This is a genomic window from Shewanella frigidimarina NCIMB 400 (assembly GCF_000014705.1).
GTDB lineage: Bacteria > Pseudomonadota > Gammaproteobacteria > Enterobacterales > Shewanellaceae > Shewanella > Shewanella frigidimarina.
The window spans coordinates 2167854-2184509 of the sequence record NC_008345.1; the positions used below are offsets into that span (position 1 = coordinate 2167854).

The 16656-nt window shown below is 38.3% G+C and carries 12 protein-coding genes and 1 pseudogene; 9 read left to right on the top strand and 4 right to left on the bottom strand.

Annotation, left to right across the window (positions count from 1 at the left end):
• Positions 1–73 precede the first annotated feature (73 nt).
• The 5 genes from SFRI_RS09440 (at position 74) to SFRI_RS09460 (ending at position 4996) form a co-directional block, all read left to right on the top strand.
• Positions 74–895, top strand: coding sequence for an ABC transporter ATP-binding protein (locus tag SFRI_RS09440; protein ID WP_011637301.1), 822 nt, complete (start codon positions 74–76; stop codon positions 893–895).
• A gap of 89 nt (positions 896–984) precedes the next feature.
• Positions 985–2235: a phenylacetate--CoA ligase family protein gene (locus tag SFRI_RS09445; protein WP_041412919.1), complete on the top strand. Its 1251-nt coding sequence runs from the start codon at positions 985–987 to the stop codon at positions 2233–2235.
• 357 nt (positions 2236–2592) lie between these two features.
• Positions 2593–3087 (top strand): PaaI family thioesterase, encoded by a 495-nt coding sequence (locus tag SFRI_RS09450; protein WP_011637303.1) that lies wholly within the window; start codon positions 2593–2595, stop codon positions 3085–3087.
• 539 nt (positions 3088–3626) lie between these two features.
• The gene (locus SFRI_RS09455) at positions 3627–4085 is read left to right on the top strand and encodes a DUF2127 domain-containing protein (RefSeq protein ID WP_011637304.1); all 459 of its coding nucleotides are present in this window, start codon (positions 3627–3629) and stop codon (positions 4083–4085) included.
• Between the two features lie 440 nt (positions 4086–4525).
• The gene (locus SFRI_RS09460; protein ID WP_011637305.1) at positions 4526–4996 is read left to right on the top strand and encodes a Dps family protein; all 471 of its coding nucleotides are present in this window, start codon (positions 4526–4528) and stop codon (positions 4994–4996) included.
• A gap of 175 nt (positions 4997–5171) precedes the next feature.
• Here SFRI_RS09460 and SFRI_RS09465 read toward each other — a convergent pair whose 3' ends face one another.
• On the bottom strand, positions 5172–5759 hold the full coding sequence (locus tag SFRI_RS09465) for a TetR/AcrR family transcriptional regulator (RefSeq protein ID WP_011637306.1): 588 nt from the start codon (positions 5757–5759) through the stop codon (positions 5172–5174).
• Positions 5760–6162: 403 nt separating this feature from the next.
• On the bottom strand, positions 6163–7569 hold the full coding sequence (locus SFRI_RS09470) for an alanine/glycine:cation symporter family protein (protein WP_011637307.1): 1407 nt from the start codon (positions 7567–7569) through the stop codon (positions 6163–6165).
• Positions 7570–7959: 390 nt separating this feature from the next.
• Here SFRI_RS09470 and SFRI_RS09475 point away from each other — a divergent pair, with 390 nt between their 5' ends.
• The 4 genes and pseudogenes from SFRI_RS09475 to SFRI_RS21535 all read left to right on the top strand — a co-directional run.
• The gene (locus tag SFRI_RS09475) at positions 7960–9333 is read left to right on the top strand and encodes a sensor histidine kinase (RefSeq protein ID WP_011637308.1); all 1374 of its coding nucleotides are present in this window, start codon (positions 7960–7962) and stop codon (positions 9331–9333) included.
• Between the two features lie 23 nt (positions 9334–9356).
• Positions 9357–9896, top strand: coding sequence for a response regulator transcription factor (locus SFRI_RS09480; RefSeq protein ID WP_041412921.1), 540 nt, complete (start codon positions 9357–9359; stop codon positions 9894–9896).
• Between the two features lie 569 nt (positions 9897–10465).
• Positions 10466–11659, top strand: coding sequence for an IS4-like element ISShfr1 family transposase (locus tag SFRI_RS09490; RefSeq protein WP_011637310.1), 1194 nt, complete (start codon positions 10466–10468; stop codon positions 11657–11659).
• Positions 11660–11712: 53 nt separating this feature from the next.
• Positions 11713–11922: pseudogene (locus SFRI_RS21535) on the top strand (IS4 family transposase); the annotation flags it as partial.
• Between the two features lie 89 nt (positions 11923–12011).
• On the opposite strand, the gene SFRI_RS09495 reads toward SFRI_RS21535, so the two are convergent.
• Positions 12012–14624, bottom strand: coding sequence for an AAA-like domain-containing protein (locus tag SFRI_RS09495; RefSeq protein WP_011637311.1), 2613 nt, complete (start codon positions 14622–14624; stop codon positions 12012–12014).
• 1 nt (position 14625) lies between these two features.
• Entirely contained in the window at positions 14626–16179 is a 1554-nt protein-coding gene (locus SFRI_RS09500; protein ID WP_011637312.1) for a hypothetical protein, read from the bottom strand.
• Between the last annotated feature and the right edge of the window lie 477 nt (positions 16180–16656).

A 16656-nucleotide genomic window follows, 5' to 3' on the forward strand; every position in this document is an offset into this window, starting at 1 on the left:
TTGCTGGGAGCACAGCATAGTGTGTGTTTCTCAGTAACCATCTTAATAGCCAAATAGCATCGACGGAGTAGATATGCCACAAATTGCAACAAAAATACAACCCACATCATCTATATTAACGGTGAATAATATTGAAGTGGTTTACGATGACGTTATTCAGGTATTACGCGGTGTAAGCTTAGATGTGCCAGATGGCGAAGTTGTTACCTTACTAGGCCCTAATGGTGCTGGGAAATCAACGACGCTTAAAGCTATTTCAGGTTTGTTAAAAACCGAAAATGGTGAGGTAACGAAAGGTGATATTACTTTTATGGGCGAGCGTATTGACAGTAAAAATGCTGAAGATGTTGTTGCTAGTGGCTTATTTCAGGTGATGGAAGGGCGCCGCATTATTGAGGATATGTCATCAATAGAGAATTTAAAGCTGGGTGCTTTTACCCGTAAAGATTCTCGAATAAATCAAGATATTGAAATGGTATTCCACTATTTCCCTCGCTTGAAAGAACGAACTGGATTAGCGGGTTATTTATCCGGTGGTGAGCAGCAAATGCTTGCAATAGGTCGTGCATTAATGGCGCGTCCAAAGATGATTTGTTTAGATGAACCATCAATGGGTCTATCCCCACTATTAGTCAAAGAAGTTTTCGGTATTATTAAAAAAATTAACCAAGACCAAGGGATCACCATGTTGTTGGTCGAGCAAAATGCCAATTACGCTCTACGTGCAGCAAATTATGGTTATATCATGGAATCAGGAAAAATTGTGCTTGATGGTACGCAAGAACAACTCATGAGTAATGAAGATGTTAAAGAGTTTTATCTCGGCGGCGGTAATGAAGAACGCAAGAGTTTTAAAGGCTTGAAATCTTATAAACGCCGCAAGCGTTGGTTATAACTATTATTGACTAATTAGTTTGTGACGTTAATTAAGTACTCATTTAGAAAAACTCAAATTAAATGAAAAATCACAAATATAGGCTAACAATGAACAGCTATTTTAATAAAAATGCGTGCCAAGATGCAGATGCTCGAGAGCATTCACTATTCACTAAACTGCCTGATTTTCTTAACTTTGCTAAACATGAATGTTTACACTATCAGCAGACACTGAACAATATTGATGTTGATAAAATTGATAGTAGAGCGCTATTAGCTAAATTACCTATTACGCGAAAATCAGATTTGATTAATCTGCAAAAGCTGAATCCTCCGCTGGCAGGATTAAATGCTGCAAGCGCAAAATTTCATCGAATTTTTCAATCGCCAGGGCCTATTTATGATCCTGAACATTGTACTGATGACTGGTGGCGACTCGGGCAAGCTTTCCATGCTGCAGGGTTTAAGCAAGGTGATATTGTTCAAAACTGTCTTTCTTATCATTTAACACCTGGCGGGTTTATTTTAGATTCAGGAGCGCGAGCCTGTGGCTGTGTGGTTATACCGGCAGGGCCAGGACAAACAGAACAACAGCTCGATATAATCGAGGATTTAAAGCCTAACGGTTATTGTGGTACACCTTCATTTTTGAAAATTTTATTGGATAAAGCAACTGCTGACAATCGTGATGTGAGTAGTTTACAAAAAGCATTGGTTACAGGTGAGGCATTACCTACAGCACTTAGACGCGAGTTTGACGCTGCAGGAATTAGTACCTTACAAGCTTATGCTTCTGCAGATGTTGGCTTAATTGGTTATGAAACTATAGCCGACGATGGCTTTATTATTAGCGAGGATGTCATTGTTGAGATTGTGCGTCCAGGTAGCCTATTACCGGTTGCTGATGGCGCAATAGGCGAGGTTGTGATCACAAGTTTTAATCGAGATTATCCCTTAATTCGTTTTGCGACAGGAGACTTATCTGCAATCAAGGCAGGTGAAAGCGCTTGTGGTAGAACCAATATGCGAATAAAGGGATGGTTGGGACGTGCAGACCAAACCACTAAAGTTAAAGGTATGTTTGTTCATCCTGAACAAGTTGACAAAGTCTGTCAAAGTGATGCCTGTATTATAAAAGCGCGTTTAGTCGTGAGTCAGGTTAATCATCAAGATAAGATGCACCTAGTTTGTGAAGTCATTGAATCAGCCCTTCGTGATGGTAATGAACAGGTACTGAAAGATAAAATTGCCCAAACATTAAAGACAGTAACCAAATTAACAGGCTCAGTAGAATTAGTACCCCTTAATAGCTTACCTGATGATGGTAAGGTGATTGATGAACAAAGGGATTTTGATTAACCGTTATCCGCAGTTTTTAATCATTCAAAAATCATAATGTAATTCCAAAGGGCATTACATGAGGGTTTGTTAATCTTTCAAGGTTGTTTTTGCAGCGAGTTGTTGTTCATTACTTAAACATGATCTACAAGGCAGAGGCTTTGTAGTGTAGTTATTCTAAAATAGAAGCCGATAACCCAGTAGAAATGAACAACAAACGCTGCCCAAAGGGTTCGGCTAAAAACGATTTACTCTTTGTTGAGCGAATTTTACTTAGATTGCTAGGCAGCAATCCACTCGCCTCGATTAAAACGTTTTTATCTCGAACAAAATTTAACCCGCAAAGATCAACAGACCCTAGCATAGAAGGAAAATATTGTGAGCGAAGTTGCTTTTCAAGACTGTTACCCAGATGAGCTTAGCCATTGTTATGGCTGTGGAAAAAATAATACTAACGGTCATCAACTTAAAAGTTACTGGCAAAGTAACAATAAAAACCCACAGGGCTTAACCATCGCTCATTATACGCCTGAAGCTTGCTATACGGCTATCCCCGGCTTTGTTTATGGAGGTTTATTAGCATCATTAATTGACTGCCATGGCACAGGTAGCGCCGCAGCGGTGGCTTTTCAGCAGGCAAATCGAGCTATGGGAACATTGCCGCCATTACGTTTTGTTACCGCGGCATTGAATGTGAGCTATCTAGCGCCAACGCCCATGGGCGTTGAACTTGAATTAATTGGGACTTTTGTCGAAGTAAAAGAAAAGAAAGTCGTAGTAGAAATAACAGTCTCTGCAAACAATGTGATTTGTGCTAAAGGCACTGTCATAGCAGTAAAAATGCCAGACTCTATGTTAAATGTTAAATGTTAAATGTTAAATGTTAAATGTTAAATGTTAAAAATTGAATATGAAGCCGTTCTACACTATTTTTGTTGAACATACAGGTGTATACATAATCTATATGGAAATGCAGTTTCTGTGCTAAGCGAAGAAATCAGGGTTGTTATTTAACTAATGTATCTTTTATTGCGCGGTTTTAAGCCAATGACTAAATACTTACGTTGATGTGCTTTAGTATTAATGAGCCATCATAGGCTTAATCAGTATAAGACATTAGGGCCTGGTAAACTTTTTTGGTTAAATTTCGTTCAACATAACAACATTTTAATTGAGGTGCTTACCAAAGAATCGCTCAACAAAGAGTAAATCGTTTTTAGCCGTACCCTTCGGGCAGCGTTTGTTGTTCATTTCTACTGCGTTATCGACTTTTTATGTAGAATGACTACACCTCAACGTCTATTCCTTGTAGCTCCTGTTTAAGTAATGACCAATAATTCGCTGCAAAAACAACCTTGAAAAATCAACCGACCTTAATATAAACCAATCTTTATTTCAGGAAAGCAATAATAATGAAACATTCTGATGGCGGCGTTCGTGCTGTCGCGGTGCTTGAAGCAACAAAAGGCTTACTGGCATTACTGGTTGCCATTGGCTTGCATGTCTACACGGGCCAAAATCTGTCTGCGTTAGCGCTTGAGTTGGTGAGGCATTTGCACCTAAATCCAGCGAGTCATTACCCTGGTATTTTTATTTCTGCGGTGGGTTCAGTATCGCAATCTAGTCTGACGTTAATGGCGTTTGGTGCGGCTGTATATACATCGGTGCGCTTTATTGAAGCCTATGGTTTATGGCATAACATGCGCTGGACCCAATGGTTTGCACTGCTTAGCGGCGCGATATATTTACCTTTTGAGCTTTATGAAATGATTCGCCATTTTAGTATGCTCAGTGTAATTGTGCTGCTGATTAACCTTGTGGTGGTCATGTATATGTATTTTGTGTTGTTTCCTCGTCGTGCAGTAATATGAGATCCACTTCAATGTTTGCTTGTACTTATTAAGATAAAAGTATTAACAGAGTTTAATGGCTAACGGTTGATCCATTAAATGATAATGTTAGTATAAATACTCACTAACATTAACGATGAGTTAGCGAAACCGTAATGAATAGATTCGAGATGATTTAGTTTACGCGAGTTTATTACGTTAATTCATGTAGACATTCAATTAATATATCTGTTTTATAAATGAACATTATTTGAATTGAGTTCAGTTTTATTAGTGGTGTGATATTCGTTTTAACAGCGTGAACTGTTTTCGTTGGTGTCATAAAACGACGACAAAGACACGCTGGGATACAATGTAAGCAAGTTGTTAATAATGTGTTATTGAGCTTGCTGGCTTGTAATCACCATTTATACAAATGCTGTAATGTTATGACTAATTAATTCTACTTTATGAGGAATAAAATGACTGACATCGATATTGGTATAAAAAAAGATGACCGACTAAAAATAGCCGAAGGTTTAAAAAGCTTATTGGCCGACTCTTATACACTTTATTTGCAAACCCATAATTTCCATTGGAATGTCACAGGGGTACATTTTCGCGAATTACACTTAATGTTTGAAGAACATTACACTGAGCTTGCGGTTGCGGTTGATGATATTGCCGAGCGTATTCGTACCTTGGATGTGGCAGCACCGGGAACGTATAAAGAGTTTGCTCGCCTGAGTTCAATTAAAGAAGTTGAAGGTGTGCCGAGTTCTGCTGATATGGTTGACTTACTGACCCAAGGCCATGAACAAGTGGTTAAAACATCGCGACAAGTGCTTAAGTTAGCCCAAGCTGCTGACGATGAGTCAACTGCTGCTTTAGTGTCTGATCGCATGCGAATACACGAAAAAACAGCGTGGATGTTAAGAGCAACTCGCAAGTAACCTGTAACGTACAGATATTTATTTGCGCAATTAATGTTGGCTAATATTATTATCTGAATTGAGACGCAACACAGTACTCAAGAAGACGTTAGCGAGCAAGGTAATCAAGGCATCAACTAAAACGTGAGTTAAAACGTGAATTAAAAAAGCGCCTTAATAAGGCGCTTTTTTGTGGTTAAACGCTGGCGAGTTGCGTAAAAAACTCTTCTTGCTGTTGTCTCACCATATCAACGTCATCGGTAGCTTTTAAATAAGAGCGTAAACCAATAATATTGATTTGAATTTTTTTAGCCGTAAGTTGACTGTCTAAATGGGCAGGTAAGTCGCCTTCAAGTTTAGCTTGGTCAATAATACTGGCAAATCGTTGTTCAAATTTGCTGAGCAGTTCACGGGCAACGTTTAATGTATCAAGATGAGATTCATCTAATTCAGATAACGTTCTTACCAACATGCACAATTCGCTAGGTGAACCTTCACAGCATGGTCTAATCAGTCCACGTAGATAATGGGTTAATCCAACCCACGCACGATCGTGCTGTTCTAACATGTTATTTAAATTCTGTTCGCCAGCTTGGGCATAACGCATAAGTGACGCTTGATATAAATCAGCTTTACTACCAAAAGCGGCATAAATACTGCCTGGTCGCATGTCCATAGCCGTTTGAATTTCTCGCGTGGATGTGGCTAAAAAGCCCTTCTGCCAAAACAGATTCTTTGCTCTTTCAAGTACGTCTTCGCGATCAAATTTAGAAATATTAGCCATTACATCCTCTTTTGTTAGCCTTCTATTTTACGTTAACCCTATGAGATAAGGCCAGTACCTTTTGGCAATTTTTTAATCATAACGGCTATTGCTGCTGATTATGGTTAATTATGGATGTGATATGAACTGAGCAAATAATGTCGATTAATCAACAATGCAGTTTCAATGCTGGACTAATTGAAAAGTTAATAGAGTAGGAGATAACGTAACGGTAAGCAGGCATATTTTTTACTAGTGGTGTTGTCATAGTTCTGTTGTCATAGTTCTGTTGTATTAGTGTGGTCGTAATGGCGCTATTGTAAATATAGGGGCGGAATTGAACTAATTTATTCAATTCCGCTTTAAAACTAACCACTAAATTACACTCAAGTTAACTCTATTGTATAAATACGTTGATTACAGGCTAAGACCACACACCGTCTTCTGTTTTACCTTGTATTTTCACATCGGCCAGTTTGAATTCAGGCTTGTTAGTGGTTTTAAGTTTAACTTGATAATCGCGAGTTAAATTTACGATGGTCGGGGTTAACAGCATTATGGCGCTGATGTTCACTACCGTCATTAAACCTAGTGCCATGTCGGCCATGTTCCACACTTCTTTTAATGAGGCATTGGCGCCCCAATACACCATGCTTAAATACAAAAGTGTATAAATGGTGCGGCCATAGATATTGTCGAGCTTAAATAAATGTAAGTTACTTTCGGCATAAGCATAGTTGGCCACCACAGAAGTAAAAGAGAATAGGGTAATAATGATGGCAACAAACATATCGCCGCTTATTCCCATATGGTAAGTCATGGCGTTTTGAGTGATCCGAATACCTTCCATTTCAGAGCCAATACTGCCTTGAGCCAATAAAATCACAATCGCGGTACAGCTACACAACACCATAGTGTCGATAAACACCCCAAGCATTTGTACGTAACCTTGTGCAACCGGGTGATTAGGAACCGGTGTGGCACCAGCTGCGGCATGCGGCACACTACCGGCGCCAGCTTCGTTAGAATATAACCCGCGTTGAATCCCATTTTTAATCGCAGCACCCAGTGCGCCAGCCGCCGCTTCATTTAACCCAAAAGCAGAGTTAATAATATCCATCAATACTCCGGGTACTTGTTGGATATTAATAATGGTGACCACCACCGCGGATAAAATAAATGCCAATCCCATAAACGGCACCACGAACTCAGCAAAACGCGCAATACTGCGAAGACCTCCCATAACGATGATGCCAGCAATAAACGTAATAACCGCACCGGAATATACCGGCGATAACTCGAAAGTGTGGTTGAGTGCGTCAGTAATTGTGTTGGCTTGCATGGCACTGAAACTAATGCCGTAACCCAGGAATAAACACAGCGCGAATAATACCGCTAACCAAGGTTTATTCAGCCCAGCGCGGATATAATAAGCGGGTCCACCGCGGTATTCTTTATGGTCGTCGCGCACTTTATACAACTGACCTAAAATACTTTCGGCAAATCCAGTTGCCATACCCAGTAGCGCAATAACCCACATCCAAAATACTGCGCCGCTGCCACCCAACGAAATCGCCATCGCGACACCGGCTAAATTACCGGTTCCCACTCGGGCAGAGAGGCCAGTACATAATGCTTGATACGAGCTAATGCCAGATTTGTCACCTTGTGTGCTGCCTTTCATCACTTTAAACATGTAACCAAAATGGCGAAGTTGAATAAATCTTAATTTCAATGAAAACCATATACCGGCAAATACCAATATATAAATGAGTACTTGGTACTCGCCCCATAGCACATTGTTGGCGAGCGATATAATGTCGTTAATCATTGAACAACTTCCTTGGTTTTATCGTTTTATTATTAGATATTTAAAAAGGTTACATTTCGAAAAAATGACCTATGAATGCAAACACTGCCAACGTCCAAATGCGTTAATAACCCTGTAAGAGGGGTTATAATTCAGTTGGTTGATTTTGTTATTTGAATCGATATGCATTGTATCTACATATTTAACGCTAGGCGAGGCGTTTTTGTTAGTTGTTAATTTTATTATTGACTAAAAAAGTGAGTCTGCTTCGCTGAATTAATATCGTTAATATTGGCACTGCAAGGGTAAATTTTTGATAAAATGCTCCACAATTGCAGTGATGTAAGGCTCTAACATTTGAAAGCGGGTTCTTTAGCTTAATGCATCATAAAAATTAGGATAAATAATAGTATGACAAATGCGAGTCTGCCTTTTAATGCAAGTCAGCAACAATTAGCGTTACTGCGATTAGTCAATTGGGGCCTTAAAATCGGCCTTATTCTGTTTGCTACCGACTTATTTGGCTTAACCACGCCTCCAGTAACCTTGTCTTACGTGCTCATATTTGAAGCTTGTTATGTCGGCTTTAGCTACCGATTTTATCGACTAAGCATGAACAACAATGGTTTGTTGTTTTTAACCTTATTGTTAGACACCTTGTTTTGGGCCACCTGGTTATATTTTACCGGTGGAGCAACCAATGCCTTTGTTTCATTGCTGTTATTACCGATTGCGATTTCAGCGATTACCTTACCTAGATGGGCACCGTGGTGCTTAACCATCGTATCGACGATATTTTATACTTTGATGATTGTTGATATCACCGAACAAAATAGTGGCTCGGTAATGGATCATGACATGAGCCAAATGCCAATGACTGCTAATCATGTTATGCCTGCAAGCCACAGTATGGACATGGGATCGCACTATTTAGGCATGTGGTTTAACTTTGTGATTTCCGCATTGGTGTTAACCGTTACCGTAGGCTTTATTGCTAAACGCATTAGGCAAAAAAATGCCGAGCTACGTTATTTACGTGAAGCGCAGTTACGCCAGGAAAAAATATTGGCCTTAGGCACCGCATCAGCGCAAATGGCCCACCAACTAGCAACGCCATTAGCCACATTGCGTTTACTCACCGATGAGTTAGTCGATACCCATCATGATGCAGAACAAATGGAATTGATCAGCGAAATGCAGCAAGCGTTGAATCGCTGCGAGGTCACCTTAGCAGACTTACGTTTAGCGACCGAGTCGATACGAGAGCACAAATTGACAGAGCAGCGTGTCGACAAATTAGTGGCAACCTTAACCGAACAGATAAGTTTGTTGATGCCAGAAGCACAACTGAATATCGCCATAGCACCACAAGTTGAGTCATGTATAGTCATGACCGACATGAGCTTGTTGCCTGCATTAATGGCGTTAATTCAAAATGGCATTCAAGCCAGTGAAGATAACCAACACCAGACCCGCGTAGATATCAATATTGGTTTGTCACAACCCAATCAGCTGAGTATGACTATACGTGATTACGGTGTCGGTATTGCGACTCATTTATTACAAACTTTAGGCAGTAACATGGTAAAAAGTCCCAAAGGGATGGGCATCGCGGTATTATTAAGTCACACCAGCTTTGAGCGTTTAGGCGGTAAGTTATACCTTAAACCACATTCAGAATGCGGCACCGAAGCCATCGTGACGTTGCCGTTAAGCGTACAAAAAACGAGTTGCAGCTATTTTAAACGAATAGACGCGAGTCGAAGTAAACAGACGTTGAAGTAAATACCAGCTGAATTGAGAACATGATGAACAAGCTATTGATTATAGAAGACGATTTAGCCCTAGCGACCATTTTAGCTCGCCGCCTCGGTAAGCATGGCTTTGAGTGTAAAACCTGCCATCACGCCAGCGACAGTTTATTAATGGCCAGGCAATTTGTGCCAACGCATATCGTGTTAGACATGAAACTGGCTGAACATAATGGTTTGTCGTTAATTAAACCGTTAAGACAATTATTACCCAACGTCCACATGGTATTGCTCACTGGCTTTGCCAGCATCGCGACTGCGGTAGAAGCCATCCGCCTCGGCGCAGACAATTACCTCGCCAAACCCGTCGACACTCAAACCTTATTAAATGCATTATTAGTCACACCAGACACTACAACGACTTATGATGATATTGAAGAACTACCCCTTAACCCCAAACGGGTCGAATGGGAACACATTCAACAAGTCCTCGCCACCAACAATGGTAACGTATCAGAAACTGCCCGCCAACTGGGCATGCACCGCAGAACCTTGCAGCGCAAATTGCTGAAAAAGCCAACGGCAGATAATCGATAGAATAGGGGAGTTGGGATTGGATTAATATGGCCTGCGGCCACCAACGTCGTGGCGCTTCACCCACACCAGACTAACATCGCAAGGTTCCACCCTGCACGGGCCAAAAGGGGATCAACAGCAATCCCCTCTTGGATCACCCCTGCCGTTCCGGCAACATTTTCGCTTTTAACCAAACAAAACAGCAGCGAAAAAATTGCGACGGAAATTATCGAGCTTCTGACAGCGAATGTAACCATCTTCAGCCTTATTCGAAAATGCTAACACTTCCGATGGTACATCCTGTACCGCGAAAGCTAGCGGGCCATCCATGGCCAGCTCACGCTATTTTCTTCGACGGCCTCAAGTTCAGAGTTGAATTTAGATATTTTAAAGCAGTGACTAGCTCGTTTTTAGACCGAAGCTAGCTTAATGGACAAGTTTTGAACTGTTTTTATAAAATTTACCCTGACCCTGACGAATCCCCACAAAAGAATGAATAAAAATAATGAGATAGGTTAAAAACTGAGGAACATTCATGGCATTTGGTGATCAAATTTATCGCCAAACAAAAATTACCACGAGTAAATGCCATGAATGCAAAACAAGTTTTATCAAAATGCCTCTCACTTGTCACCCCGTTAATGCACAAAACTCGCCGACAAAGTCTGTTCTCTGCAATTGAAAGCTCAATGAATGGTGGAGCATTATCAATCACAGGGCTTGGCCGTGATATTGAAAGTAAAGCCAAGGAAAAACATAAGATTAAGCGGGTTGATAGGCTTTGTAGTAATCCTTATCTTCATCGTGATATTGAGTTCATTTATACCCGTATGACCTGCTTGCTCGTCGGGAAAATGAAGCAACCCATTATTCATATCGATTGGTCAGATCTTGATGACCGTAAGCAGCATTTTCTCATTCGAGCATCTTTGGCGGCTCAAGGGCGCTCATTGACACTTTATGAAGAAATACATCCGCTAAACAAAAAAGAGAAGCCTAAAACTCATCTATCCTTTTTGACCAAACTTAAGGCGATGCTACCTAATGACTGCAAGCCTATCATCGTGACTGATGCTGGATTTCGAATACCATGGTTTAAACAAATACTGTCACTTGATTGGGATTATGTGGGGCGATTCAGAAACAGAACACATTGTAGAAAAACGATTGTTCATCATTGGTATCCAGTCAAAAGGCTATACATACAAGCAAGTGCAAGAGCTAAGAATCTTGGGGTATATTTTTTAGGTGAGCAGGCGTCTTTCTGTTCACGCTTAGTGATCTTCAAACGTACAGATAAAGGAAGAAAAGATAGAACTGCAACGGGTGATAGAACCAGACGGAGCAAACAATCTCGGTCAAGTGCAGAGCGTGAAAAAGAGCCTTGGTTACTTGCTACATCACTTTGTCATTCAAGTGCTACAGCCAAACGAGTCGTAAAAATTTATGCGACTAGAATGCAGATAGAAGAAAGCTTTAGAGATGTTAAAACGGGTCTAAAAATGAATGATAGTGGCAGTAGAATTAAGGATAAATTAAGCGTTCTACTGCTCATTGCCTGTCTATCTCAATTTATGTTGAACCTGCTAGGTTTGGCAGTTAAAGCAGCGGATAAGCATAGACAATACCAAGCGAATTCAATCAAACATCGTAATGTTTTATCAAGCCAATTTATAGGATTAAGAGCCTACAGAGATAAGTATTTGAGGTTGTTGAAGTCTCACTGGCTAGCAGGAATAAAGACGTTACAAAGTTTAATCAAGGACCCACAAGCATGCTATTAAATTCGTGGGGATCCCTCAGACCCTGACCCCATTAAATTACTGACCCCATTAAATTACTTTACCTGCTTGGTTTGGCTGTCAAAGCAGCTGATAAGCACAGGCAATATCAAGCTAACTCAATAAAGCACCGCAACGTGCTCTCAAACCAATATATTGGCTTGAGAGCCGACAAGGATAAGAATTTGAAGCTGTTGAAATGGCATTGGATGTCAGCAATTAAGATGCTTCAAAATTTAGTAAGGGAACCACAAGCATCCTATTAAATTCGTGGGGATCCCTCAGACTCTGACCCTACTAAATTACAAATGCTTGCCAACTAACAAGGGGGGCCTATTAGTTGCTCTAAAGAATATCAAACTATTTCACACTCACCACTCTCCAACTGAGCTTGAACTTGTTTAAACTTTTTTATTTCCACTTTTCCATCAGAGAACTTAACCCTAACCTTATCATTTCTCTTATATCTTTTGCTTGTATACTTAACTTGTTCAATTGGAGTGTTTTCAAAAATAATTCTATTTGCATTCAACTTAAAATGATTAACTATCTTTCTATTAAGCCTAGCACTCTCATACTCTGAAGAATCCACCTCATCTAGTTTACTATTAATTTTATATGCAAATTGTAATCGTTTTTCAGCAGAATCATGAATTAACATTTTCAAAAATAGGATAGGTATCATTCTCGCACTAATATCGCCTTTCAAACTCCCATCAGAATTTAAAACGATATCACACAATGCGTCCCCTCTTTTAAAATCACTAATACCTCTAAGACGAATAATCTCACGTTCAAATATTGTTATATCTATATTATCTGATATTTCCACATAATTTTGAAATCCTTGAAAATACACACTCTTAGCGCTATCACTATTTTGATCAAAAAATGAAATAAACTTAGAAGCGAAAAAATACTCCTCAGGATCTACGATCTTTCGATTAACAGAAAACACACAATTCAACAACAATAGACTATTTTTATTATCACTTAACTTAATAAACTCGCTAGCAGACTCAATAACAAGAGAGTAAAAATTACCACCACTAACTTTTATATTGCGACTGAATATTTCAACGAGGAGTTGAGTTTTTTCATCATCAAAAACTTTTGCCGAGTATACTATTAAGTCTTTTATAAACTTCCCTGTAATTGTAAAGTCATTTGAATCCAATGATACAACTCTTTCTTTATTACTAGCTAAATCGACAATGATATCGAAATATGAATTAGACACATCTAGTTCAAGATTGAGTATCTTTATAAGTTTCATTAACTCAAAAACCGGAAAAAACTTAGCATCATCATCAGCATGTTTAAGACAGTTTTCAAAACAAAACCTTGCATTTTCAAACATCTTAAGATCTAATCTAAACCTTCCTTCAGTATAGTAAGAAAGAGACAACCAATATGATATTTCAATTGGCTTTAGTGAACTTTCTTCAGACTCTCTCTCTTCTAGAAGTTCAGAAACAAAGTTTCCAAAAATATTATTTACAGATTCTTCTGAAACTTTGTCAAAATCAACTAACTCAAGGAGTATCGCATCTAATTTTGCTCTAAAATAAATATCACTTTTTGTTGAAAAATCTAAACCCAAGATTTCATTATAACATTTTAATGCCAACTCATTATTATTGGTCTTTTCATATGAGCTTCCTTTCATCCATAACAACTCTAAACAAATAGATTTGTTTTCACTTAGACTAAATTTGCAAAGTTCGCTATATTCAATAACTTTATAATATTTTTCAGCTTTAAGATAGCACGCGGCTAGCTTGTAGTACATTTGGTTTTCTTCAATAAAACTTAAATTATCTTTTCGACTCAAAAGCTCTTCATATTGCCTTATTGCAATCGGATAATCCTTGTTAGAATATGAACTATCGGCATTTCCCATAGATAACGACTCAGTCTTACCCAAATTTGCAAGCCATTCATCTTCTAAAGACATATCAATAATTCTATTTTTTATCCGAATAGTCCCTTCTTCGTAATTAGAATCAAGTACTCCTGCTAGGTATAGCTTTGATTTAACATCGTCAGATAAGCTTTCTTCTTTGCCATATTTAATAGCAATAACACCATCCCTAAGCTTTACATCTTTCGATATCAGAGTTCTAATATGATCTACAGGCGGACGGTCAAAGTTTTTCAAGTACATAACATCAACAATATTATCAACATTTACTGCTGTTAATACAACACCTTGATTGACTAAATCCTCTATCTCAGAGCATATTTCCCATGTCAACCTAGGGTTACCATTCGTCCAATAAAAAACTCTATCTTTAACTTCAACATCTAAATGCATATCAGACTTAACTAGCAACTCGTTATATTCAGCCGCAGAAAAATCACCTAAAAATATCTTCTGACCTATGTTAAATGGAGATATAGAGCTATCTTTTATTATATCACTAGGTTCAGCAACTCCTGACAAAATATATGTCAATCGATTGAACTCATTAAAATTAACTCTATCAAAGTATACACTTCTTATTTGAGCAAAAATCTTATCAGAATAATCAGCTTGAGTTAAAGAGTCAATTTCATCTAAACTTATAACCAACTTACCTTTTACATCTTTCAATATACGCCTAAGTTCATAGCTATGTTCTTTGTGTTCAGATGATTTCACGTTCTCGCGTCTTTCAGCAATATCTAACTCTGCTCTTCCCAATAAATTAGGATTTGTTTCAACAATTGTATCGACAATATTTCTAAAACAATCTCTTGCAGTTTCATGTTTATTCGACAAATCAATATAAGTAATAATATCAGAGTCAGACTCCAAATTTCTCTTAGCATTTATTAATAAGTTAGTTTTCCCCATTTGTCGAGAGACCAAAATATATCCAGGCCGGCCCATGTTACCTATTAACTCTCTAATTTGTTTATCCGCATTTCTTGATACATATAGCTCTTGTGGAATAATCGTTTCTGGCTTCAGATTCTTTCTCATATCACGCTCTCATCTCATACAGTGCTAAAAGATTTCTGTAAAAAACCTTAATTTTTCTTGGAGAACCTTCATAACACTCTTTCGCAAAAAAACCTTCATGTGTTACATTCAAATTATCTTCAATGATATCCACTAAGCAGGAGATATTGACATCAGACCAAGAAGAACTCTTAATAACTTTAAATCTTTCTGTTATCTTTTCAAATTCAGTTCCAGTTAGATCTGCTGGTTCAAAGATTGATGACAATATCAACTTTAAATTACCAACTTCTCTTGTCTTAACAAGCACTGAGTATATGACTTTAGAGAATTCATCAAACATAGTTTGGTTTTGGATCGGTATTTCTTCAATATGCAATATTAATGAATCATGTTCACAATGACGTTTTATTATGTCGACAATGCTTTTAATATAAAAACTTAAAGACTGTTCCTTTACTTCAAATTCAGGATTCAGTTCTAAAAGAATTTCGTTAAACATGTAATCAACACTTTCATTCACACATGAACCTAGTGAAATATATCTGAATTTACTATTTGACTTCCAAATAGCTCTCTGCAATGCCACTGTTTTCCCAACACCAGTCGGTCCACATAGCCAAAGGTGATTATTTGTAATGGTCTGAAAGATTTGTTTATCAATTTCACGTTCTAAATAATACTTTTCATTAGAAGGTGTATAAAATTCAAATAACACATCTTCAACCTTATTATCATGTAACTGGCTTAGTGATATTCTAGGATTTTTACTTTCTTTCTGCTCACTAATAAACCAACTAGCATTATTTTGAAAGAATAACACTAAAAGCTCATGAGATGTGTCAGTCTTAGAGCAGGGTTTAACAATACTAGAATGGTCAGTATCAGGTACATTTTTAGGAGCTGAGAAATACCTTCCAGCTGATTGCTTATTCACTACTTTAGGCATACCCAAAAAAGGAGGTTTATTCTCATAGGCTTCATATCCTCTGATCTTCAACTTGTCAGAGTCTAAAAGATCTCTAAACCTACCATCTAAATCATCCAGAACATCACTTCCCCAACTCAACTCCTTTATTAATCTGTGATTAAAAAAAACTGTAATAACAGACAAGTAGCTAGCCAATGAGGAACCAAAGGAAGGAGATGCATATAGAGCTATACCAATATTCTTGTCTTTAAAATTATCCTGATGAGATTCTAGAATATGCCGTGCAATTATTCCTCCAGTACTATGACCTACAAATATAATGTTAGTCTTTTCGATAACAGAATGACCAAATTTTTCATCCTTCAAACACATTGCTCTAAAGACTTCACTTGAACAGTCTGTAACTTTATAATCACCAGAAGAAATGCTAGTATGAAACTCAGCCATAAAAATACTTGGCTCACCAAACCTCAAATCATCCTTAATTAAATCTGGCCAAAAAACCTGCTTTTCATCATTTTTCCAACATTTGACACTATTTGAAAATAGGCCGTGAACAAATACAATTACTGTATCGCTATCTGAATAGTGATACCAACCTTTTAAGTCCGTATACAAAATTGTAATCTCTTTGTAATGTTCCAACTGATTGTTCTAGCTTAACCCCAAACCATTTACTAGTAAAATCAATTACTCTGCAGAATTGAACAAATCCCTCATAGTGCTTTAAGGATAAACATAGGCCTAAAAATTAGAACGTCAGATAATTGAGTACAGTCTAGCTAGGTCGAAGTATTTAACTTCGGATAACTTTTAATAAGGAAGGAACTAACATCATTTGAATGATCTTTTACTCTAACGAATAATGGGGCATATATGATTTGCATACCTTGCTTACAATTGGCGTGATTCAACTCTGAACTTGAGGGCGTTGAAGAAAATAGCGTGAGTCCTGACATGGATGTCAGGCTAGCTTTCGGGGGGAAGGGACGCCCCATCGGAAGCGTTAGCATTTTCGAATAAGTCCGAGGCAGGATTCAAATGAAGTTAAAAGCTGGATCCATTTCCGTCGCAATTTTTTCGCCGCTATTGTTTTGTAAATAGCGAAAATGTTGCCGGAAC

What these genes read in the sequence shown, in the direction of transcription:
- SFRI_RS09440 (WP_011637301.1), top strand. Translation starts at nt 74, where the DNA reads ATGCCACAAATTGCAACAAAAATACAACCCACATCATCTATATTAACG.
- SFRI_RS09445 (WP_041412919.1), top strand. Translation starts at nt 985, where the DNA reads ATGAACAGCTATTTTAATAAAAATGCGTGCCAAGATGCAGATGCTCGA.
- SFRI_RS09455 (WP_011637304.1), top strand. Translation starts at nt 3,627, where the DNA reads ATGAAACATTCTGATGGCGGCGTTCGTGCTGTCGCGGTGCTTGAAGCA.
- SFRI_RS09460 (WP_011637305.1), top strand. Translation starts at nt 4,526, where the DNA reads ATGACTGACATCGATATTGGTATAAAAAAAGATGACCGACTAAAAATA.
- SFRI_RS09465 (WP_011637306.1), bottom strand. Translation starts at nt 5,759, where the DNA reads ATGGCTAATATTTCTAAATTTGATCGCGAAGACGTACTTGAAAGAGCA.
- SFRI_RS09470 (WP_011637307.1), bottom strand. Translation starts at nt 7,569, where the DNA reads ATGATTAACGACATTATATCGCTCGCCAACAATGTGCTATGGGGCGAG.
- SFRI_RS09475 (WP_011637308.1), top strand. Translation starts at nt 7,960, where the DNA reads ATGACAAATGCGAGTCTGCCTTTTAATGCAAGTCAGCAACAATTAGCG.
- SFRI_RS09480 (WP_041412921.1), top strand. Translation starts at nt 9,357, where the DNA reads ATGAACAAGCTATTGATTATAGAAGACGATTTAGCCCTAGCGACCATT.
- SFRI_RS09490 (WP_011637310.1), top strand. Translation starts at nt 10,466, where the DNA reads ATGAATGCAAAACAAGTTTTATCAAAATGCCTCTCACTTGTCACCCCG.
- SFRI_RS09495 (WP_011637311.1), bottom strand. Translation starts at nt 14,624, where the DNA reads ATGAGAAAGAATCTGAAGCCAGAAACGATTATTCCACAAGAGCTATAT.